Source organism: Halanaerobium saccharolyticum, assembly GCF_004362045.1.
Taxonomy (GTDB): Bacteria; Bacillota; Halanaerobiia; order Halanaerobiales; family Halanaerobiaceae; genus Halanaerobium; species Halanaerobium saccharolyticum_C.
The window spans coordinates 18,116-41,198 of record NZ_SNWX01000016.1 but is presented as its reverse complement, the minus strand read 5'-3'; the positions used below and the strand labels follow the sequence as shown (position 1 = coordinate 41,198).

Genomic DNA, 23,083 nt, shown 5'->3' with positions numbered 1-23,083 from the left:
TTAAATGGAATTAAAAAATTATCATAAATTCACAAAAAAATTGTGTCAGAACCTGAAACCTGAGAATGATATTATAGCACTTTTGGCACTTGGTTCTATGGCTGAGAAAGATCATGATCCAGATCTCTGGTCTGATCATGATTTTTCTATAATTGTAAAAAAGGGCAGTCAAGAGAAGTATATAAATAATCTTTTCTGGATTCCAGATAATGAAGAAGTTCTTTTTACCTATAAAGAGTCGGCCAACAGCAGAAAAATAATTTTTGAAAATATGCACTTAATTGAATATGCTGTCTTTGAATTAGAAAATTTAAAAAATCTTAAAATCAATAGTTATAGACTTTTAATTGATAAATTTGAGATTACAGATTATATAGAAAAAATAAGAAATGATACTTCTGAATCTTCTAATTTATTGGAAGATAATAAGGTTTTGATGGGTAATTTGTTGACAAATATTTTTATTGGGATTGGAAGATATAAAAGAGGCGAAAAGATTAGTGCGCATTATTTTATTAAAGAAAAAGCATTAAGGCAATTATTATTGTTAATAGAAAAGAATATTGAAAGTTCTGAGTTAAATAATTTAGATAACCTTGACCCATTTAGAAGATTTGAATATAATTATCCTGAATTGACTTTAGAGATTAATCAAATCATTGCAGCTGAACTGTTTTCAGCAGCTGAAAAAATATTAGGCTTTTTAAATGATTATCTAAGCAAAATAATTAATTCTTCTCAAAGAAATACAATTGATTTGTTATCTGATTATATTAAAAGTGATATTAGGAGTGATAAATTTGGCAGCTAAATTAAAAGACTATCAAGTTGAAAATAATCAAATTAAATTAGTTTATGAATCTCAGATTTATTTTATTAAAATAATTGAAGCAGGAGTTATTCAACTTTTTGAAGCAGATTACAAAGATTATAATTCTTTTGCGGTTGAGGATAATAATTTTAATTCTGCGGAGCTTGACTTTGAAGTTGAGAATAAAAAAGGTAAATTGATAATAACTACAGCAGAACTAATTATTGAAATAAAAAATGATTTCAAAGTGGATTTTTATGATTTAGATCATAATCCGATTTCTAAAGATTATTCCAAGAAAAGAGATCCCTTTATCAGAAGAAAAAGTAGTAATATTGCAGAAGAAGAGGGACATAAATTGCAGGAAGAATTAAAGAATCAGCCTGTTGAAGTATTAAAAGAAATAACTGCTGAAGAAAAATTTTATGGTTTAGGAGATAGAACCGGTCATTTAAATAAAAAAGGCTACAGTTATCAGCTCTGGAACACTGATGACCCTTCACCCCATGTAGAGAGTTTTGAAGTTTTGTATAAGTCAATCCCCTTTATACTGGGATTGAAAGGTGATTATGCTTATGGTTTGTTTTTTGATAATACTTTTAGATCCTATTTTGATTTTGGCAAAGAGAATGACGACTATTTTTATTATGCTGCTGAAGGCGGCAGTTTGAATTATTATTTCATTAACGGTCCTTCAGCTAAAAAAGTAATAGATTCCTATACTAAATTAACAGGGAAAACTCCCCTGCCACAAAAATGGACTCTGGGGAATCAGCAGAGCCGCTGGAGTTATCACAGTCGTGAGCGAGTTGAGGAGATTGCTGATAACTTTAGAAAAAAAGATATTCCCTGTGATGTAATTTATTTAGATATTGATTATATGGATGATTATAAGGTTTTTACCTGGGATGATAATAAGTTTAAAAATATGAAGGAAATGATTGAAAATCTCCACCAAAAGGGTTTTAAAGTTGTTACAATTATTGATCCCGGTGTCAAAAAAGAAAAAGGATATCAGGTTTATGATCAGTGTCTTGAAAATGGATTTTATTTAACCGATCAGGATGGAATTCCCTATGTTAATGAAGTCTGGCCCGGAGAATGTATTTTCCCTGATTTTATTAATTCAGACTGCAGAGCGTGGTGGGGTAATAATCATCAAAAATTATTGGAAATTGGAATAGATGGTATCTGGAATGATATGAATGAACCTGCCAGTTTTAATGGACCTTTACCTGAAGATGTGCGCTTTGATAATGATGGTCAGAAAATGGAGCATAAAGAAGCACACAATATTTATGGACATTTAATGTCGAAATCCACCTATGAAGGTATAAATAAAGTAAGTAATAAACGTCCTTTTGTAATTACCCGTGCCTCTTATGCTGGAACTCAAAAATATTCTACCTTCTGGACGGGAGATAATCATAGCCTTTGGCAGCATTTGCGGATGGCACTTCCGATGCTGATGAATATGGGGCTTAGTGGACTTAGCTTTTCTGGAACTGATATAGGAGGTTTTGGTTCTGATGCTACTGCAGAATTATTAACACGCTGGTATCAGGCAAGTATTTTTACACCTCTATTTCGCAATCACAGCAGTATAGGCAGTAGAGATCAGGAACCCTGGGCTTTTAAGCAAGAGGTTGAAGAAATTTCAAAAAAATATATAAAATTAAGATATAAATTTATTCCTTATCTCTATGATTTACTCTGGCAGGGAAAAAAAACTGGACTGCCTGTTATGAGGCCGCTCTTTTTACATAATCAGAGTGACAGCAACACCTATAATTTAAATGATCAGTTCCTTGCCGGAGAAAATATATTGATGGCTCCAGTAGTACAGCAGGGCCAGAAGTATAGAAAAGTGTATTTACCAGACGGAAAATGGCTAGACTACTGGACGGGAGAAGAACATCAGGGTAATAATTATATTTTAAAAGAAAGCCCTTTAGATACTCTGCCGATGTATATTAAAAAAGGCAGCATTATTCCAAATTATGAGGTCCAAAATTATATTGGCGAAAAGAAAATGGATGAGCTCAAACTTAAAATTTATCCTGGTGAGGGTGATTACCTCCATTATCAGGATGATGGTCAAAGCTTTGCTTATAGAGAGGGTGAATTTAATTTATATAAATTTATTCAGGAGGAAAATGATCAGAGCTATGAAGTGACTTTGGATCTCAAAAAACAGCGATATGATGAACTTTACAGTAGTTTTAAAATTGAATTTTTTAATACAAAAATAGATGAAGTAAGAGTTGATACTCAAAAAATTGATTTTGAAAAAGGATCTCAAAGCATACTTTTTAATATTGATGGTGACTTTAGCAAAGTTGAATTGATTAAAGCTTAAATTATAAAAACAGGATCAAATTTTTGCTATAGATAGTTTTTATGTATAGAGTAAAATAATATTTTAATTGGGTGTCCGTCTTTAAGGCGGGCATTTTTGTTTTATAAAAAAATCTAGTTAGAGGATTTTTCTTTTTAAAACAAGGGAAATTCCATATTTTGTAGAAAAATATAATTAATACGAAGCTAAAATTATTAGAGTAGAGGAGGTTCTAAATTGAGTCAAAATTATTATAGAAAGAAAATAGATGAGATAGTTAAAGAGTTTGATACAGATCCTGAGCAGGGTCTCAGCCAGGAGGCTGTAGAAAAAAAGCGAGAAAAGTACGGAGAAAATAAGCTGCGGGAATCTAAGGGAGTTTCATTCTGGAAAATCCTCTTAAATCAGCTTAAAGATCTGATAATTATCATCCTTATTATAGCTGGTGCACTGGCCTTTTTAATTGGTGATAGTCTGGAAGGATTTGCAATTTTAGCAGTTATAGTTTTTAATACAATTATAGGTTTTGTGACTGAATATCAGGCTCAGAAAGCTGTTTCTTCTTTAAAAAATGTACTTAGCAAAAAAGCGATAGTTCTTCGTTCTGGCAGAAAAAAGGAAATTGAAGCTCAAAAGCTGGTGCCGGGAGATATCTTTTTTATCAAAGAAGGAGATCAGATACCGGCTGATTCCCGACTGATTGAAGCTCAAAATCTGACAGTTAACGAGGCTTCTTTAACCGGAGAGTCTGAGAGTGTGAGTAAAGATGCTGAAGCCCAATTTGAAGAAGAAAAAACTCTGGCTGACAGAAACAATATGGTTTACATGGGAACAACAGCCGCTCGCGGTAAAGGGAAAGCAATTGTTACAGCTACTGCCGAGGATACCGAAATTGGGAAAATCGGAGCCATGTTGGATGAAACCAAAGAAGGAAAAACCCCACTGGAGAAGAGGCTTGATAAACTCGGTAAATCTCTGGTTGTAATTACGCTGGTGGTAATAGCAATTTTGACTGTGCTTGGGATAATTATGGGTCGTCCCGTTTATGAAACAGTAAAAACTGGGATTGCCCTTGCCATTGCAGCGGTACCGGAAGGGCTGCCAATTATTGCTACAATCACCCTTGCAATTGGAATGAAAAAGATGGTTGAGCATAATGCTCTGGTTAGAGAGCTCCTGGCAGTTGAAACTCTGGGCTCAGTAACAACCATCTGTACAGATAAAACTGGAACAATTACTGAAAATCAGATGACTCTGAGCAAAATGTTTTTAAATGATCAGGAAATAGAAATTAGCGGTACCGGCTACAAACCGGAGGGTGAGTTTTCTGCAGCTGGCAGCAAAATAGATTTAAGTCAGGCAAATGATCTGAAGCTGGCGCTAAAAGCTGCGATGCTCTGTACTTCAGCTGAATTAACTAAAGAAGATGGACAGTATAAGGTGCTGGGAGAAGCAACTGAGGGAGCTCTTTTAACAGCCGGCAGAAAGGCTGGCTTTTCCAAAGAGAGTTTAAAAGAGGAAGGCTATCAGCAGCTTGCCGGAATTCCTTTCAGCTCTGATAATATGTATATGGCTGTTTCTTATGCTACACCTGAGCAGGAAAAACAACTTTATTTAAAGGGTTCACCTGATGTTGTACTGGAGATGTGTGATTCGATTTTAATTGATGGAGAAATAAAAGAATTAAGTGAAGATGAAAAAGATAAAATTCGAAAGGCAAATAAAAAGCTGGGTGAAGAAGGTTTAAGAATTCTGGGAGTCGCTTTTAATGCGGGAGAAAACCTGAATTCTGAAGAAGCGCTTAAGGATAATATTGAAGAAGGTTTAACTTTCCTGGCCCTGACAGCAATCATTGATCCACCACGTCAGTCGGTTAAAAAAGCAATAGAAGATACCAAAAAAGCAGGAATTACAATTAAGATGCTTACCGGTGACCAGACTGATACAGCGGCAGCTATTGCCGGCAAGGTCGGTATTGCAGGCAGTGACAATGTTATCAGCGGTCAGCAGATTTCGGCAGCTTCTGATTCTGAAGTAAAAGATCTCATAAAAAATAATTCAGTTTTCTCTCGAGTTACACCGGCAAATAAACTGCAGATTATAGATGTCTTAAATGAGGATCAGGAAATCACAGCAATGACAGGTGATGGAGTTAATGATGCACCTGCACTCAAAAAGGCAGATATCGGTGTTTCAATGGGGGAAAGAGGAACTCAGGTTGCCCGGGAAGCATCAGATATGGTGCTGCTTGATGATGATTTTGCTACAATAGTAACCGCTGTTCGAGAAGGTAGGGTTATTTTTGATAATATTCAAAAGTTCATTTATTATCTTTTCTCAAATAATCTGAGCAAAATAATCTATATTTTTATTGGAATCATTTTCAATCTGCCGCTGCCCTTAATTGCAATGCAGATCTTATGGATTAATGTTGTGATTGATGTTTTCCCGGCCTTGTCACTGGCCTGGGAGGTTGAAGAAGATAATATAATGGAAAAAGAAGCAAAAACAGAAAGAAATATTATGGATAAGGACTTTAAAAAGAAAGTCGCTCTGCACAGTCTGATTCTGGCTGCTGGACCAATGATCTTATATGTCTGGGCCTTAAACAGCGGCTATAGTCTGGAACTGAGCCGGACTCTAAGTTTTTCTGTGCTGGCTTTTATTCAGCTTTTCCATGTCTTTAATGCCCGCCGCAAGTCAGGACTGGCCTTTGATAGGACTGTCTTAAAAAATAAATATCTCTGGCTTGCTGTAGGAATCGGCTTTATCTTTCAGCTGGCAGCAATTTATCTACCTGCACTACAGGGAATCTTATCTACTGTGCCAATTGCAGCTTCACTCTGGCTGCCTGGAGTGGTAGCAGTAATTATCCCGATGGCGATTATTCAGTTCTTAAACTGGAAGAGTTCAAATTAAACTCTTTGTGTATTGATTCACTTGCACCTGGTACCCGAAATGGTTTTCGGTACCAGGTATTAATTTATTATATTAATCGCCTATTTACGATTAACGATAACTATGCTATAATGAAAATTAGGAGGGATTAACTATGCAGAATAAAGAAGCAAAGATAAAGGATAATGTTAGGAAAAATTATAGTAAAGTAGTGGAAGAAGATAACAGTGGTGGCTGCTGCAGCTCATCCTGCTGTGGAAGTTCAGAAAAGGAAGAAGATAAAGCAAAAAAGCTTGCTGAAAAAATGGATTACAACAAAGAAGAATTGGATTCAGCTTTTGCAGAATCAAATTATGGACTCGGCTGTGGTAATCCGGGAGCAATTGCAAATTTAAAAAAAGGGGAGACTGTTCTTGATTTAGGCTCTGGTGCCGGTTTTGATGTCTTTTTGGCAGCCAGAAAGGTTGGTAAAGAGGGCAGAGTTATTGGCATTGATATGACCGAGGCAATGATCAATAAGGCAAGAAATAATGCTCAAAAAAATAATGTGGAAAATGTAGAATTTATCTTAGGAGAAATTGAAGATCTTCCTTTAGCTGATAACAGTGTTGATGTAATAATTTCAAATTGTGTTATCAATTTGTCACCAAATAAAGCTAAAGTATTTGCTGAAGCAAAAAGAGTACTCAAAAATGGAGGCAGACTTGCAATTTCTGATATCTTAAAAGCAGAAGAATTCCCAGAAGAGCTTAAGGCCAATCTTGATAATTACAGCAGCTGTGTAACCGGCAGTATTGCCAGAGAAAAATTAATATCAATTTTAGAGGAACTGGAATTTAAAAATATTGAGGTGGAAAGAAAAAGCCACAGTGATCAGATAGTAGAAGACTGGATTTCGGGAGTCGATATTAATAATTATATTTATTCTGCCTACATTAGAGCTGAAAAATAGTTCAAGTAAATCTAAATTGTATTTTAGTAATTAAAGCTATTTTGCCTGATATTCTTTATAAAACTTTGATTTTAATGTACAACTAAAAACTGCAATCTTAGAAGCTAGAGGTGAACATGATGAAAGAAGAACTCAAGCAGAAAGAGACTAAAAATGAAAATTATGATGAGTTAGCTGAGCTGGCCAGAGGTTTAAGCCATCCGCACCGGCTCAGAATAATTAAAATTCTGGCTGAGCTGCCTTCGGAAAACCAGTGTATGGTCAGCAGTATAGTTGATCAGCTGCCGATTGCTCAGTCTACTGTCTCTCAGCATCTTAAAATATTAAAAGATACTGGCTGGATAGAAGGAAGAATTGATGGCCCGCGTGTCTGTTACTGTATTAATGAAGAAATATTTTCGAAATATATTGTTCAGCTTGATCGTCTGTTTAAAACACTGTAATCTTAATTTGAAGATTACATTTTAATAGAATGAAAATCTAATTAATAGAATGAAAATCTAAATAGCTAAAGGGTGAAATTATGAGTGGAAACAAGAGATCTAATATCAAAAAGGGTCTAAAGGTTAAAGTGGTTCAGAAAAAGGATCAGCGCAGTGGGAATTTGACAGAAGGTGTGGTTAAGAGGATTTTAACAAATTCTGCAGCTCATCCTCACGGGATTAAGGTAATGCTCGAAAATGGGAAAGTTGGCAGAGTCAAAGAAATAATTGAATAATATGAGTAAAAACCACCCATGTCTCTGAGATATGGGTAGTTTTTTTATGTTGAGTGTTAATTGAAATTTAAGAATTTAAATTATAATATAATTTTGAATAATATAAAAATAATTTTGCAATTTAAGTATTTTTTTTAATATAATGAATGTAAAGATAATTTAATAATTTAAATTATAATTTTAAATCTCTCAGAATAATTCTATTAAATTGGAGGGGAAATGAAAATGAGTAAAGAAAAAGGTAAAAAAAGACTAATTGGCTCAATACCCAAAATTGGTATCAGACCAACAATTGATGGTAGAGAAAGAGGGGTTAGAGAATCTTTAGAAGCCCAGACTATGGGCTTAGCTGAAAGTGTGGCTGAACTTTTAGAGAAAAATTTACGACATCCCAATGGTTTACCAGTAGAATGTGTAATAGCTGACAGCACTATTGGTGGAGTGGCAGAAGCAGCAAAAGCTGAAGAGAAGTTTCAGCGGGAAGGTGTAGGTGTCTCCTTAACTGTAACTCCTTCCTGGTGTTATGGAACTGAAACTATTGACCAAAATCCTTTGCGGCCAAAAGCAATCTGGGGTTTTAATGGTTCAGAAAGACCGGGAGCAGTTTACCTGGCTGCAGCTGCAGCAGGACACAACCAGAAAGGACTTCCTGTTTTTAAAATTTATGGAGAAAATGTACAGGATGCAGGAACTGAAAGTATACCGGAGGATGTAAAAGAAAAAATACTCAAGTTTGCTAAAGCTGGTCTGGCAGCAGCAACAATGAGAGGTAAATCCTATCTATCAATGGGCGGAGTTTCCATGGGAATAGCAGGTTCAATTGTAGACGAAGAAGTTTTTCAGGATTACTTAGGCATGAGAAACGAATATATAGACATGAGTGAGTTTACCCGTCGAATAGAAGAAGAAATTTATGATCAGGAAGAATTCGAAAAAGCATTAGCCTGGGTTAAAGAAAATTGTATTGAAGGTCAGGATAATAATCCAGAAGCAGAACAGTTCAGCCGTGAAGAGAAAGATGAGCAGTGGGAATTCGTTGTTAAAATGACTATTATAGCAAGAGATTTGATGGTTGGTAATCCTAAACTTAAAGAGATGGGTTATGGAGAAGAAGCAAATGGTCATAATGCAATAGCAGCCGGTTTCCAGGGGCAGAGGCAGTGGACAGATCATTTCCCCAATGGAGATTTTATGGAAGCAATCCTAAATTCATCTTTTGACTGGAATGGGATTAGAGAAGCCTATATGATGGCCACAGAAAATGACAGTTTAAATGCGGTCCCCATGCTCTTTAACCATCTCTTAACAAACAGAGCCCAGATCTTTTCTGATGTAAGAACCTTCTGGAGTCCAGAAGCAGTTGAGAGAGTAACTGGTAAAAAACTAACAGGCAGAGCTGAGAATGGAATAATTCACTTAATTAACTCAGGCTCTACAACTCTTGATGGCACTGGCAAGATGAAGGATGAAGCTGGTAATTCAGTTATGAAGGAATTCTGGAATATCAGTGAAGAAGAGGTAGATGCCTGCCTTAAAGCAACAGAATGGCGGCCTGCAAATTTAGGCTACTTTAGAGGTGGAGGCTTTTCCTCGCAGTTTTTATCAGAAGGTGGAATGCCGGTCACAATGGCCAGAATGAACATAGTAAAAGGCCTGGGACCTGTATTACAGATAGCAGAAGGATATACAGTAGACATAGAACCAGAAATCCATGAAGTCCTAAATCAGAGAACAGATCCTACCTGGCCCACAACCTGGTTTGTGCCAGAGCTGACAGGAGAAGGAGCTTTTAAAGATGTCTATTCAGTCATGAACAACTGGGGCTCAAATCATGGAGCAATTAGTTTTGGCCACATAGGTGATCAGTTAATTATTTTAGCTTCAATGCTCAGAATACCGGTCAACATGCACAATGTTGAAGAAGAAAGGATATTCAGGCCGGATGCCTGGAACCTATTTGGCACTAAAGATTTAGAAAGCGCGGACTACAGGGCCTGTAAAAATTTTGGGCCATTATATAGCTAAAAATATTTTAACAATGAGATTCTTCCTGACTTTTGAAGGTTAAACTGGCGGTTTCGAGGAATCTCATTAATTTACTAAATTTTTAAAATTAAGGGGGAGTTAATTATTAAAAAATTACAATTAGCGATTGATTTATTTGATTTAAAATCCAGTCTGAAACTGCTAAAAAAAGTAGCTGATTATTTTGAGATTATAGAACTTGGAACACCGTTAATTATTTCTGAAGGACTTTCTATAATTCCCGTTATTAAAGAACTTTATCCAGAAAAAATAGTTTTTGCTGATCTAAAAGTAATGGATGGTGGTGGAATAATACCCGACCTGGCTTTTCAAAAGGGAGCTGATATGGTGTCTGTACTGGCAGCTGCAAATAACAGTACCATTAAAGCTTCAATTAAAAGTGCAGCAGAATTTAAAAAGGAGATTTTAATTGATATGTGTTCGGTCAGCAAGATAAAAAAAAGAGCTGAAGAGATTGATCGCTTTTCTCCTGCCTATATTAGTGTTCACCGGGCAGCTGACATGAAAATGGAGGAAATAGATCCGCTTAAAAACATTAAATTTCTTAAAAATATTAAGGCAAAAAAAGCAGTTGCTGGAGGAATTAACTTAAATAATTTTGAAAAAGCCTGTAAAAGTAGTGCAGATATTATAATAGTGGGTGGGGCAGTCTATAAAAACGAAAAACCAGAATATGTAGCAGAAAAAATGAGAAAAATAATTGATAACTATTGAGAGTGGGGTATCAAAATGGATATTGTAGAAAATAGTTTAAAAACCCTGGAAGATTTAAAAAGGATAATTTCTAGAATTGAAATTTCAGAACTTGATTTATTAAAAAAAGAAATTTTTTCAGCAGAAAGATTATTTTTTACAGGAAGAGGACGTTCGCTTTTAATTATGAAGTCTATTGCAATGAGGTTTATGCAGTTTGGTTTTGAAGTTTATCTAGTTGGTGAAACTAATACCCCTGCTTTTAGAAAAGGAGATTTATTATTAGCAGCCAGTGCTTCTGGGGAAACAGAGGGTACTCTTCTCAATGTTAGAAAGGCTAAAAATAAAAAAGGTAGAGTTGCAGCGTTTACAGGAGCAAAAAAATCAACTCTGGCAGAATTAGCAGATGTGATAGTTCAAATTCCTGCAGAAAATTTTGAGAAAGAAAATAAAAATGGAGGTACTCTTCCCGGTGGAAGTTATTTTGAAACAGGACTTTTGGTTTTAGGTGATAATTTGATTATTAATTTAGCAGCGGGAAAAAACATTGAAACAGCAAGGCTTTTCGAACTTCATGCAAATTTGGAATAAAATAATATTTTACAGATTCAGCTGGCACCTATTTATGATTTAAAATTCTGAATAATAAAAAGATTTGACAAAATAATTAGTTAATTGTATAATTAAGCATAGAAAAATTATATAATATTATTCAAAGAAGAGGGTAATTGTGTCAGAAATAACAATAAATGATATAGCGAAAGAAGCAGGTGTGGGTAAGTCGACAGTATCTAGAGTAATTAATGGTTCTGGTTATGTAAGTTCTGAAACTAGAAAAAAAATTGAAAAGGTCATGGAGGAAAACAATTATTTTCCTTCAGCTGTTGCTCGATCTCTTTCAAAGCAAGAAAGTGATACTATTGGACTTATAATACCAGAAGCAAATAACCCATTTTTTGGGGAGATATTAAGTGGAGTAAGTCAGAGTATAGATGAAAATGACCTAACATTAATTTTGTGTAATACAGCAAACGAGATTGAAAAGGATTTTAGATCTCTGCAGGTTATGTTAAGGCAGCGATCTAAGGGATTGATTTTTACTCCTGCAGGAAATTATAATAAAAAACAGTTTAAAAAGCTGAATAATTTAATTGAAAAAATTAACTGTCCAATTGTGCTTTTAGATCGTTCTATTGAAGGTTTTACTACTGATGGAGTTTATTCTGATAATTTTACCAGTTCTTATCTGGCAACAGAAGCTTTAATTAAAGCAGGGCACAGTAGGATTGGAATTATCCAGGGAGATCTCAGTCTTTCAATTGGACGTGAGCGTCTTGCAGGATATAAAAAAGCATTAGAAGCTTATGGACTGGAGATAAATGATCATTACATTGTTCCAGGTAATTTTGATGCTGATACTACTTACAATCTGATGATAGATTTATTAAATTCTGAAGCAGAACTGCCGACAGCTTTTTTTATCAGTAATAATTTAAGCTGTATTGGATTTTTAAGGGCTGTTTTTGAAAAAAACTTAAAAATTCCAGAGGACATTGCTTTTGTTGTTTTTGATAAAGTAGCCGGGCAGGAATTATTTAATATGAAATATAGTTATGTAGAGAGAGATGTTCGTAAAATGGGGAAAAAGGCTATGGAATTATTATTAAAAAGATTTGAGCATCCTGATAAGCCTTATGAGAAAGTTATTATAGATTCTAAGTTAAAATTGCTCGGATCAGAATTATATATATAATTTTGATTAAATAATATCTTTATTTAAATTTTATGGGACCGGTTCCACATATTATCAGTTAGTGAAGATCTTACAATTATTAAATAGTAATAATATGACTCGATCTACTTTTTGCATTTGATGTGGAACCGATCCCATAAATTGATTGTTAAATCTGTAGGGCTCTAATAATAGCCTGGTATTAATAAGACTTATGTTGAAGCAAAAGCATAAGAGATTTAAAAGTTAAAAACAAAAGGAGGTGATCTGGAGTACTCAGGCTGTATTCAGATATCCAGATTAAAAGCAGTTCCTTCAAATTATTTTGAGAAAAATAGTGTGAATAATGTTAATCATCAGACAAAAATTGGGTTGATCTTTAATTACATTTTTGCACTACTTTTTAAAATATTTGTTTAGCCGAAAGGGGGTTAAATCTAAAAAACCAAAAGAATATTGTTGGTTATTGAAGTCAGAATTTTTTCAAAACAAATAAGGGGGTAGTTTTCAAATGATTAAAAATTCAAAATTACTAACTATTTTAGCACTGGTTATGGTCTTTGCTTTTGTTTTTACCGCAGGTTCTTTTGCTCAGGAATATAATATTGCTGTTATAATTAAAGCTACTGATTCAGGTTTCTGGCAGGATGTATTAACTGGTGCCAGAACAGCAGACGAGAAGTTAGATAATGTAACTATTACCACTCATGGTCCTACTTCTGAATCACAAATTGCTGAACAGGTAGCTATTTTAGAAAATGTTATAACCAGACAGCCAGATGCGATTGTAATGGCTTCTACCAGTTCAGATGCTAGTGTTCCTGCTCTGGAAAGAGCTTATGATCAGGGAATTAAAATTATTACAATTGACAATAAAGTAAACACTGATAAGATTCATTCTCACTTAGCAACTGATAATATAGCTGGAGGTAAATTGGCAGCAGAGACATTTGTAGAAATGGCCAAGCAGCATGGTAAATCAGTAGATTCCGGTAAGGTTGGTTTAATAAGTGCTATGGCCGGGGTTCAGGTGCTTGCTGATCGTGATCAAGGATTTATCCAGGGTTTAAATGAATATGCACCTGGCTTAGAAATTCTAGAAACCAGATATGTTGACAATAGAATCCCGGAAGCTTTAAGTACTGCGGAAGATATTCTGACAAGTCATCCAGAAGAATTAGTAGGATTTTTTGCTGATAATAATCACACTGGTGCTGGTGTTGCTAGAGCAATTGCGGAAAGAGATATTGCAGATGAAATGCCTGTAGTAGCTTTTGATGCTGATGACGCTGAAAAGAGAGCTCTCGAAGAAGGTACAATTGATGCATTAATTGTCCAGGATCCTTTTGGTATGGGCTTTAAAGGTGTTCAATTTGCAGTTAGAGCTATTGAAGGCGAAGAATTACCAGAGTTTGTTAATACTGGAGTTACAGCAGTAACACAGGCTAATATGAATAATCCTGAAATCCAGAACTTACTAAATCCTGATATGAGAGCCGAAGCTGAATTAGCTGAATAATAATCATATATACCGCCCTTTTTCAGGGCGGTATATCTAAATTTTATTTAGAAGCAAAAGTTTTTGTTTTTTGATTCATTTATCATAAGCCTATAAATTGGGGGTTTTAAATATGAATTTTACGAAAAAAGAAATTGCTAAAACTATTGACCATACATTTTTAAATCCAGATGGTAAAAGAGAAGATATAAAAAAGTTATGTGAAGAAGCTGCTGAATATGGATTTGCTTCTGTAGCTATTGGGCCTGACTTTGTTGAATATGCAGCTGAAAAGCTTGCTGGTACAGGGGTAGAAATTGATGGCACTGTTGGTTTTCCCCTCGGTTATCACACAACAGCAACAAAAGTTTTTGAAGCTAAAGAGGCAATTGAATTGGGAGCAACAGAGTTAGACATGGTAGTTAATATTGTGGCTGTTAAAGATCATGACTGGGAAAAAGTTAAAGCTGATATAGAACAGGTGGCTGAAGTTTGTGGAGATATCACTTTTAAAGTTATTTTCGAAACCTGTTATTTAACAGAAGCAGAAATTAAAAAATTAGCAGAAATTTGTCTGAAAATTGATAAGCTTGATTATATTAAAACCTCAACCGGTTTTGGTCCAGAGGGAGCGACTGTGGAAAATGTAAAGCTGATGAAAGAGGTGGTTGGAGATCATAAAAAAGTTAAAGCTGCCGGTGGAATTAGATCTCTTGCAGATTACAAGAAAATGATAAATGCAGGGGCTTCAAGAATTGGTAGTAGTTCAGGACTGAAAATCATTGCAGAGTTAGAAGAATAAATGGATTGATAATTTAGGAGAGGAGGAAAATCATTGCCTGATGAAAAATACGCAGTAGAAATGAATCAAATTACCAAAACTTTTCCTGGTGTTAAAGCACTTGATCAGGTTGATTTTAAAGTTAAAAAAGGAGAGATTCATGGATTAGTAGGTGAAAATGGTGCAGGTAAGTCAACTTTATTAAAAATCCTAATGGGGGTCCATCAAAAAGATTCTGAAAGTGGAGATATATTGTTAAATGGAGAAAAAGCTAATATAAATAATCCAATAATGGCAGAAAAATATGGACTGGCTGCAGTTTATCAGCATATGATGTTAGCTCCCAAGTTATCTGTTGCAGAGAATATATTTTTAGGAGAGCAGCCAACTAAAAATGGCATTGTTAACTGGGATTATATGTATAAAGAAACCCGCAAACATTTAGATTCGCTAAATTTAACTGAAATAAATCCTAAATCCAGATTAGACTCTTTAACAAATGTTCAGCAGGAAATGGTGGCAATTGCTAAAGCAGTTTCTCATGATGCTAATATATTGATTTTTGATGAGCCAACAGCGTTACTGGCAGAAAAAGAAACAGAAGAACTGCATAAGACAATGCTGGAATTAAAAGAAAAAGGGGTTTCAATTATTTATGTTAATCATAGACTTGATGAGGTATTTGAAGTTTGTGACCGGGTGACAGTTCTCAGAGATGGTGAATATGTAGGTACAAGAGAAATTTCTGAGGTAAGAGAAGATGATTTAATAACAATGATGGTTGGTCGAGAAATAGGAGATCTATATTATAAAGAGGAGATTGATAAGGGAGAAAAAATTCTAGAGGTAAATAATTTAAACAGTGGTAAAAAAGTTATAGATGCCTCTTTTGAGCTGCATAAGGGAGAGGTATTAGGATTTTTTGGCTTAATTGGAGCTGGAAGAACTGAACTGCTCCGTACAATTTTTGGTGCTGATAAAATTGATTCCGGAGAAATAAAAATAAACCAAAAAGATGTTAAGATAAATAAACCGGTTGACTCAATTAATGCTGGAATCGGATTAATACCAGAGGATCGTCAAAAACAGGGATTAGCCTTACCCCTCAGTGTCCAGGATAACTGCAGCCTGGTTAGTTCTATGTACTCAAGTAATCTTGGAGTTCTTGACAAAAAGTCCGAAGAAAAAGAGACCAGAAGAAATGTTGAGGATTTAAATATTAAAACGCCATCAATCAAGCAAAAAGTCCAGTTTTTAAGTGGTGGTAATCAGCAAAAAGTAGTTATCGCAAAATGGTTAAATGTTGATGCTTCTATCTTATTCTTTGACGAATCAACAGTTGGTATCGATGTGGGGGCCAAAAAAGAAATTTATAAACTGATGGCTGAATTATTAAAAGAGGATAAAGCTATAATTTTTATTTCTTCATATCTACCTGAATTACTTGGAGTTTGTGACAGAATTGCTGTTATTTCTGAGGGAAAGATAACAGGTATTTTGGATAGAGAAGAAGCAACTGAAGAAAAATTACTTCAATTAGCTACCGTATAAATTATAAAGGAAGGTGTTTTTAAAGTGGAAGAGCAAACAATTCAGGAAAATAAATTATTGAATTATTTTAAAAATAATGTTTCAAAAGCCACTCTGTTTTTAGTACTATTTGCAATGTGGGGAATATTATCAATTTTGAGTCCCTATTTCTTAACTTATAACAATATTTTCAACTTAGTCAGACAGACTTCTGTTATTGCAGTTGTAGCAACTGGTATGACTTTTGTAATCATTTCTGGAGGTATTGATTTATCAGTTGGTTCAATTGTAGGGGTTAGTGGTATTATTGTAAGTATGTTACTGCTTAATGGAGTTCCGATTATTTTAGCGATTGTAATTACTCTCCTGGTTACTTTATTATTGGGGGCAGTAACGGGAATGTTTATTTACGAAGGTAATGTACCTCCTTTTATTGCTACTCTGGGTATGATGAGTATGGCACGTGGACTTGCTCTGCTTTTAAGTGGAGGCCAGATTTTAACTGGACTGCCGGGAGCGTTTATTAGTTTTGCTCAGATTACATTTTTAGGAATCCCAATGTTAACCATTGTTTTAATTATTGTTGTAGCCCTGGCATTTTTTGTTTTAACAAGAACCCGTTTTGGCCGAAATGTCTATACAATTGGCAGTAGTGATGAAGTAGCAAGGCTCTCGGGAATTAATATGAGAGTTAACTATTATGCTATTTATATGTTAAATGCTTTTCTATCTGGGATAGCAGGGATTATGCTTACTTCACGACTTTCTTCGGGGATTCCTACTTCGGGAAATATGTATGAGTTAGATGCTATTGCCTCTGTTGTAATTGGGGGAGCCAGTTTATCAGGTGCTGAAGGTTCGGTTTTAGGGACTATTATTGGTGCTTTGATTATGTCCACTCTTCGCAATGGCGGAAACTTACTGGGGGTTGACCCTTTCTGGTTAAGAATGGCAACAGGACTTTTAATAGTTCTGGCAGTATTATTTGATCAGGTCCGTAAAAAACAATAGTCAGTCAGGAGGGATTAATTTGGCTAATCCAAAAATTACAGTTATCGGCAGCAATATGATGGATTTAATTACAAATATCAATCGGATGCCTCGTTCGGGAGAGACTATTGAAGCTCCAGATTTTGATCTTGGTTTTGGTGGTAAAGGTGCCAATCAGGCAGTGGCAGCCTGCAAGACAGGAGCTGAGGTAGTAATGGTTTCCAGGGTTGGAGATGGCTTGTTTGGTAGAGAAGTAATTAAAAACTTTGATAGTCATGGTATTGACACCGAATATGTAAAAGTTGTCGAAAATACGACCAGTGGAGTTGCTCCAATTTTTGTTGATCAGGATGGTAACAACAGAATTTTGATTGTTAAAGGTGCTAATGCCCATCTTAAACCGGAAGCTATTGATCAGGCAAAAGATAAGATTTTAAACAGTGACTTTATTCTTTTACAGTTAGAGATTCCCCTGGAGACAGTTTACTATGCTATTGAGTTTGGAGCTGAAAATGAGATTCCAGTTATTTTGAATCCGGCTCCAGCAGCAGACCTTGATTTTAATTATGTAAAAAAAGCTTCAATATTTGTTCCAAATGAGACGGAACTGGAAACAATTAGCGGGATGCCAGTTGACAGCTTAGAAAATATTAAAAAAGCTGCGCAGTCACTTCTAACAAAAGATTTAAAGAAGATAATAGTTACCCTTGGTGAAAAGGGTTCTCTACTGGTCTCTAAAGAAAAAACAGAATTGATTTTTGCTTTTAAAGTAGATCCTAAAGATACAACAGGGGCTGGGGATGCTTTTATCGGTAGTTTTGCAACTTTTTATGCAGAATCTGGAGATATTATTAAGGCCATGAAATTAGCAAATAAATATGCAGCATTTTCAACACTAAGTACGGGAACTCAAAAATCATTCTACACAAGAGAAGAATTTGAAAAAGAAATTGATTAAAAAGTTAGCAAGAGGAGGTCTGGCAGATGGGAAAATATATTTTAGCCCATGATTTTGGTACAACTGGAAATAAGGCAACTTTATATAATAGTGAAGGAAAGCTTATCGGCAGCCATTTATCTGAATATGAAACCTTTTATTTAGATGTAAACTGGGCGGAACAAGACCCTGCCGACTGGTGGAAAGCAGTCTGTAAATCAACAAAAAAGTTAATTTCTGAAAGTGGAATTAAAAAGGAAGAAATAGCTGTTATAAGTTTTAGTGCTCAGATGATGGGATGTCTGCCTTTAGATAAAAATGGGAATCCTCTGCGTCGTTCGATTATCTGGGCAGATCAAAGAAGTGTCAAGCAGGCACAAAAGTTAAGAGAAAAAGTTGGAGCAGATAAAGTTTATCAAATAACAGGTCATCGAATTAGTCCGGCTTATTCTGTAGAAAAAATAATGTGGATTATGGATAAGCAGCCGGAAGTTTACGAAAAGACATATAAATTTGTTCATGCAAAAGATTATATAGTTAATAGATTGACAGGGGAATTTGTAACAGATTATTCTGATGCCTCAGGCATGAATCTTTATGATATTAATAAAAAACGCTGGTCTCCCGAAATTATTTCTGCAATTGGACTTGATAAAGATAAACTGCCGGAAGTGAGATCTTCATTTGATGTAATAGGTAAAGTAGACAAAAACATTGCAGAAGAAGTAGGACTTAAAGCTGGAACTCCGGTAGTATTGGGAGCCGGAGATGGAGCTGCTGCTGGAGTAGGAGCTGCAGTTGTTAGAGAGGGAAGTGCCTATAATTACATTGGATCCTCCTCCTGGATAGCACTGGCTGCTAAAAAACCAATTTTGGATCAAAAACAGCAGACATTTAACTGGATCCATATGGATCCTGAGATGTATATGCCCTGTGGAACTATGCAGACAGCCGGTGCTTCCTATAACTGGCTAAAAAACACCTTATGCCAGGCAGAACAGCAGGCAGCACAAAACTTAGATTTAAGTGTTTATGAGTTAATGAATCTTTCTGTAGAAGCTGTAAAACCTGGTGCAAATAATCTATTATATTTACCTTATCTGATGGGAGAGAGAAGTCCCCACTGGAATCCAAATGCAAAAGGAGCTTTTATTGGACTTACTTTAAGACATACAAGAAAAGATATAATCAGATCTGTTCTTGAAGGGGTTACTTTTAACCTTAAAATCATCAGTGAAATCTTTGAAAATGAAATTGATTTCTCAAAAATCAGAGTAATTGGGGGAGGGGCAAAAGGCAAAACCTGGCGTAAAATAATGGCTGATGTTTATAACAAAGAAGTTTTAATGCCAGAAATTTTGGAAGAAGCAACTTCTTTAGGTGCTGCAATAGCAGGAGGAGTTGGTGTAGGGATTTTCTCTGGAGTTGAGGTTGCAGAAGAATTAAATCCAATTATTGAAAGACAGACTCCAGATCCAGAAAATGTTGAAAAATACAGTAAACTTTATCCGGTGTTTAAAGATGCCTATTCTTCTCTGACTGGTATTTATGACAGACTATCAGAGATTGACTAAATTAAGTAGTTAAAAAGTAGTTGCGCATCTAGTTTGAGATTTAGAAAAATTGGAGGGATTAAATTGCTTTATAGAAAATTAGGGAGTTCAGATTTGGAGGTCTCAGTTCTGGGATTTGGCTGCTGGCCTGTTGGAAATGAATGGACGGAAGCAAATGATAAAAGTTCAATTGAAACAATTAGAGAGGCCATTGATTTAGGTATAAATTTTTTCGATGTTGCTCCAGTTTATGGTTTTGGACATGCAGAAAAAGTTCTGGGAAAGGCAATAAAGGGAAAAAGAGATCAAATCTATATTGCCAGCAAATGCGGTCTACGCTGGGATGATTCTAAAAACATAACTCGTAATCTTTCGCGAGAAAGTATCTTGGAAGAAATTGATTTGACATTAGGTAGACTTGGTGTAGAATATCTGGATTTATACCAGCTTCACTGGCCTGATCCCAATACTCCTTTAGAGGAGACTATTACAACTTTAAATGAACTAAAAGAAAAAGGTAAGATTCGTAATATCGGGCTCAGCAATTATAATGTATTTTTAATTAATGAAGCCAAAAAATATGGTGAGATTGTCAGTAACCAGGTTTTATATAATATGATTGATAGAAATTCTGATCACTACCATGACCTACCTTTAAATTATAGAACAGAGGCTGAAATACTTCCCTATGCAGCAGAAAACAACCTGGGTGTTATTCCTTATAGCCCACTCTGTCAGGGGCTTCTAACTGATAGTTTTGAAATCGAAAAACTTGACAATGGTGATGTAAGGGCAGCTAACCCCGAACTTAGAGGCGAAAAGCTGCAGCGTAATTTGAAAAAAGCTGCTGAAGTGCGTAAAATTGCAAAAGAATTGGGAAAATCAACTGTACAGCTGGTTTTAAACTGGACAGCTGCTAAAAAAGGGATTTCAACTATTATTGCTGGCCCAACAAATGTGGAAGAAATCAGAGAAAATGTACGAGCATTTGACTGGGAGCTTGATTCTGAGATAGTAAAGAAAATAGATGCTGTTTTGGAGCCTTAAAATTATAACAACTTTTACTAAAAGGCAATTAATCATTTAGACCTATTATTAATAAGTTCAATGTTCAGTAATAACTATTAATAAACATTAATATCTAAAATATAATTTAAAGGAAAGGGGTCGAATTTTTATGAAACGTAAAGGTATTTTAAACCGTGAAATCAGTAGAATTCTTGCCAGTATGGGGCACGGCCAGTACTTGTTAGTCTGTGACGCAGGATTTCCGATTCCAGCAGAAGCAGATTGTGTTGATCTGTCTTTAAAAAAAGGAATACCTGATCTGCCGACTGTGTTAAGTACAATTAACGAAGAGTTTATCAGTGAAAAAGTCATGTTTGCTTTTGAGGTGCCTGAGAATAATCAACCTCTATATGCTGAACTGGAAAAAATTTTTCCAGAGGTTGACTTTGAAGAAATTTCACATGAGAGAATTTTAAATGAAATTGCCTATGAAGCGCGGGCAATAATCAGAACCGGTGACTACAATCCCTGGGGAAATATTGTGCTGCAGGCAGGAACTGATCCTTATGCCTGGTTTGAAAAAGAAGGCTTAAAAATGCCAGATTTTTATAAAAAAAGAATTAAAGATATTGAGCAAACAGGTAAGAGAGATATGTTTTATAAAAGTGAAGAATAGCCAGGAGGTATTATATGGAGCTTTATGTTGACAGTGCTAATGTAAAAATAATTAAGGAATTAAATCAATGGCTTCCCCTTGATGGTGTCACTGTTAATCCATCAATTGTGGCCGCTGAGAAAAAAGAACTATTTCCTCTCTTAGAAGAGTTATTAAAATTAACTAATAAGCACTTACATGTCCAGGTTTTATCAGAAAAAAAGGAAGAAATAATTAAGGAAGCACATAAACTTCATTCTTTGTCTGAAAAAATTGTTGTTAAGATTCCAGTTAGTCAGGCAGGACTGGCTGCAATTAAAGAACTTGATACTGACAAAATAAAAGTTACAGCAACTGCAATTTTTACTGTTACTCAGGCCTTTAGTGCAGCTAAAGCAGGTGCTTCCTATCTGGCGCCTTATGTGAGCAGGCTTGATAGAATCGAACAGTCTGGAGTCAAAATGGTTAGAGAAATGCAGGAAATGGTTGAACTTAATGGATTTTCAGCTAAAATTATTTCAGCCAGTATAAAAAATGCAAATCAGGTTAAAGAACTTATTAGAACGGGGGCCCGGGCAATGACCCTGAGCCCGGGAATTCTGATTCAGGCTAATCAGCATCCTTTAACTGATCAGGCAGTAGAAATGTTTAGAGATGACTGGATAAATACATTTGCAGAATTTAAACTTGATTCAAAATTGAAGTAGAACTTAAATTTTAATATTTAATCGTGGTAATTTTCAGCAAAGCTTGTATAATCAAGGAATCTGCAATCTCAACAATCCTGCTTAAATAATATAGGCAGGATTGTTATTTTTCAAGCTGAATTATATAGATTATATTGCTGGTACTAGAAAGCCATTTTCAAACTAAACGAAGGAGGTTTAATTAGATGAAAGCTGCTCGCTTAAAATCCCTAAAAAATTTGCAGGTAATAGACATCGATAAACCGGAACTGAATACTGGAGAGGTCTTAGTTAAAGTAAAAGCAGGTGGGATCTGCGGTACTGACATGCATATATTTGCAAAAGTGAATGCTTTTTCTCACCACTTAGGACATGAATTAAGTGGAGAAGTTGTGGAAAGTAAAAGTAGGGATTATGATTTTGAAAAAGGTGATAAGGTTGTAATCGATAATGCTACAAACTGTGGGGTCTGTAAATTTTGCAAAAATGGGGAGCCGGAATATTGTTCAGATATTAGAAATCTCTTAATGGAAGAGAGGTTAAGCTTTCAGGAATATGTAGCAGTCCCCGCCAGAAGCCTTTATAAATTTAAGGATCTTTCTTTTCAGGCTGCTGCTCTGGCGGAACCATTTACAGTAGCCTTAGAAATGATTGAGACAGCTGATGTTAGACCAGGACAGGAAATTGCAATTTTTGGCCCAGGACCGATCGGTTTAATGGCTGCAGCTTATGCCCGCAAGATGGGAGTAAACAGAATTTATCTTTCCGGTAGAAGCCACAGCCAGAAGCGGCTTGAACTGAGTAGAAAAATTGGAGTGGATGGAATAATAGAGGTTGATAAGGAAGATACAGTTGAATTTTTTAAAGAAAGAAACATAGAACTTGACAGAGTTTTAATTACAGCCCCACCATATACTATTAAAGATGCAGTTTCCATACTTCGTTTTGGTGGAATCCTGACCTATATTGGTTTTAGTTTTGATGGCAGCGAAAATGTAAAACTCAATTTTAATAAGATTCATCTTAATAAACTTCAGATTAGAGCAACTCATGCTATTCCAAACCGCTTTTTTCCGGCTGCATTAAATAACATTAAAAAAGGAGTTATAAATCCTGATGACTTTATAAGTGCAGAATTTGATTTATCTGAGGTGCAGGAAGCCTTTGATTATACTTTAAATAATGAAACAGTAAAAACAATAATTAATATTTAACATTTAGGTACCAGGTACAAAAACGTGTTTTTGTACCTGGTAC

The 23,083-nt window shown here is 35.2% G+C and carries 20 protein-coding genes; all 20 read left to right on the top strand.

Annotated elements, in window-relative coordinates:
- Positions 1 to 4 precede the first annotated feature (4 nt).
- The 20 genes from DFR79_RS10160 to DFR79_RS10065 all read left to right on the top strand — a co-directional run bounded on the left by DFR79_RS10160 (position 5) and on the right by DFR79_RS10065 (position 23,040).
- Positions 5 to 811 (top strand): hypothetical protein, encoded by an 807-nt coding sequence (locus tag DFR79_RS10160; RefSeq protein ID WP_133515380.1) that lies wholly within the window; start codon positions 5 to 7, stop codon positions 809 to 811.
- Positions 801 to 3,170 (top strand): glycoside hydrolase family 31 protein, encoded by a 2,370-nt coding sequence (locus DFR79_RS10155; RefSeq protein ID WP_133515379.1) that lies wholly within the window; start codon positions 801 to 803, stop codon positions 3,168 to 3,170. Before DFR79_RS10160 ends, DFR79_RS10155 begins: the two co-directional genes overlap by 11 nt.
- 216 nt (positions 3,171 to 3,386) lie before the next feature.
- Positions 3,387 to 6,068 carry a cation-translocating P-type ATPase gene (locus DFR79_RS10150; protein ID WP_133515378.1) on the top strand — a complete coding sequence of 894 codons (2,682 nt, stop codon included), beginning with the start codon at positions 3,387 to 3,389 and terminating at the stop codon, positions 6,066 to 6,068.
- Positions 6,069 to 6,201: 133 nt separating this feature from the next.
- Positions 6,202 to 6,999 carry an arsenite methyltransferase gene (gene arsM / locus DFR79_RS10145; protein ID WP_133515377.1) on the top strand — a complete coding sequence of 266 codons (798 nt, stop codon included), beginning with the start codon at positions 6,202 to 6,204 and terminating at the stop codon, positions 6,997 to 6,999.
- A 119-nt stretch (positions 7,000 to 7,118) separates the two neighbouring features.
- Positions 7,119 to 7,442 carry an ArsR/SmtB family transcription factor gene (locus tag DFR79_RS10140; RefSeq protein ID WP_133515376.1) on the top strand — a complete coding sequence of 108 codons (324 nt, stop codon included), beginning with the start codon at positions 7,119 to 7,121 and terminating at the stop codon, positions 7,440 to 7,442.
- 80 nt (positions 7,443 to 7,522) lie between these two features.
- Positions 7,523 to 7,717, top strand: coding sequence for a YwbE family protein (locus DFR79_RS10135; protein ID WP_133515375.1), 195 nt, complete (start codon positions 7,523 to 7,525; stop codon positions 7,715 to 7,717).
- 225 nt (positions 7,718 to 7,942) lie between these two features.
- Entirely contained in the window at positions 7,943 to 9,742 is a 1,800-nt protein-coding gene (locus DFR79_RS10130) for an L-fucose isomerase (RefSeq protein WP_133515374.1), read from the top strand.
- A 78-nt stretch (positions 9,743 to 9,820) separates the two neighbouring features.
- Positions 9,821 to 10,477: a 3-hexulose-6-phosphate synthase gene (gene hxlA / locus DFR79_RS10125; RefSeq protein WP_208107532.1), complete on the top strand. Its 657-nt coding sequence runs from the start codon at positions 9,821 to 9,823 to the stop codon at positions 10,475 to 10,477.
- A 15-nt stretch (positions 10,478 to 10,492) separates the two neighbouring features.
- Positions 10,493 to 11,047, top strand: coding sequence for a 6-phospho-3-hexuloisomerase (gene hxlB, locus DFR79_RS10120; RefSeq protein ID WP_133515372.1), 555 nt, complete (start codon positions 10,493 to 10,495; stop codon positions 11,045 to 11,047).
- 139 nt (positions 11,048 to 11,186) lie between these two features.
- On the top strand, positions 11,187 to 12,209 hold the full coding sequence (locus DFR79_RS10115; protein ID WP_133515371.1) for a LacI family DNA-binding transcriptional regulator: 1,023 nt from the start codon (positions 11,187 to 11,189) through the stop codon (positions 12,207 to 12,209).
- A gap of 490 nt (positions 12,210 to 12,699) precedes the next feature.
- Positions 12,700 to 13,707, top strand: a complete 1,008-nt coding sequence (locus DFR79_RS10110) for an ABC transporter substrate-binding protein (protein WP_133515370.1) — start codon at positions 12,700 to 12,702, stop codon at positions 13,705 to 13,707.
- Between the two features lie 112 nt (positions 13,708 to 13,819).
- Complete coding sequence (gene deoC / locus DFR79_RS10105) at positions 13,820 to 14,488, top strand: deoxyribose-phosphate aldolase (RefSeq protein WP_133515369.1); 669 nt, start codon at positions 13,820 to 13,822, stop codon at positions 14,486 to 14,488.
- A gap of 33 nt (positions 14,489 to 14,521) precedes the next feature.
- Positions 14,522 to 16,018 (top strand): sugar ABC transporter ATP-binding protein, encoded by a 1,497-nt coding sequence (locus DFR79_RS10100; RefSeq protein WP_243727772.1) that lies wholly within the window; start codon positions 14,522 to 14,524, stop codon positions 16,016 to 16,018.
- A gap of 24 nt (positions 16,019 to 16,042) precedes the next feature.
- Complete coding sequence (locus DFR79_RS10095; protein ID WP_208107531.1) at positions 16,043 to 17,008, top strand: ABC transporter permease; 966 nt, start codon at positions 16,043 to 16,045, stop codon at positions 17,006 to 17,008.
- A gap of 19 nt (positions 17,009 to 17,027) precedes the next feature.
- On the top strand, positions 17,028 to 17,945 hold the full coding sequence (gene rbsK / locus DFR79_RS10090) for a ribokinase (RefSeq protein ID WP_208107530.1): 918 nt from the start codon (positions 17,028 to 17,030) through the stop codon (positions 17,943 to 17,945).
- 26 nt (positions 17,946 to 17,971) lie between these two features.
- The gene (xylB, locus tag DFR79_RS10085; RefSeq protein ID WP_133515368.1) at positions 17,972 to 19,498 is read left to right on the top strand and encodes a xylulokinase; all 1,527 of its coding nucleotides are present in this window, start codon (positions 17,972 to 17,974) and stop codon (positions 19,496 to 19,498) included.
- Between the two features lie 63 nt (positions 19,499 to 19,561).
- Positions 19,562 to 20,524: an aldo/keto reductase gene (locus DFR79_RS10080; protein WP_133515367.1), complete on the top strand. Its 963-nt coding sequence runs from the start codon at positions 19,562 to 19,564 to the stop codon at positions 20,522 to 20,524.
- 130 nt (positions 20,525 to 20,654) lie between these two features.
- Positions 20,655 to 21,161: a D-ribose pyranase gene (gene rbsD / locus DFR79_RS10075; protein WP_133515366.1), complete on the top strand. Its 507-nt coding sequence runs from the start codon at positions 20,655 to 20,657 to the stop codon at positions 21,159 to 21,161.
- 14 nt (positions 21,162 to 21,175) lie between these two features.
- The gene (locus tag DFR79_RS10070; protein ID WP_133515365.1) at positions 21,176 to 21,847 is read left to right on the top strand and encodes a transaldolase family protein; all 672 of its coding nucleotides are present in this window, start codon (positions 21,176 to 21,178) and stop codon (positions 21,845 to 21,847) included.
- 185 nt (positions 21,848 to 22,032) lie between these two features.
- Positions 22,033 to 23,040: a zinc-dependent alcohol dehydrogenase gene (locus DFR79_RS10065; RefSeq protein ID WP_133515364.1), complete on the top strand. Its 1,008-nt coding sequence runs from the start codon at positions 22,033 to 22,035 to the stop codon at positions 23,038 to 23,040.
- Positions 23,041 to 23,083 lie beyond the last annotated feature (43 nt).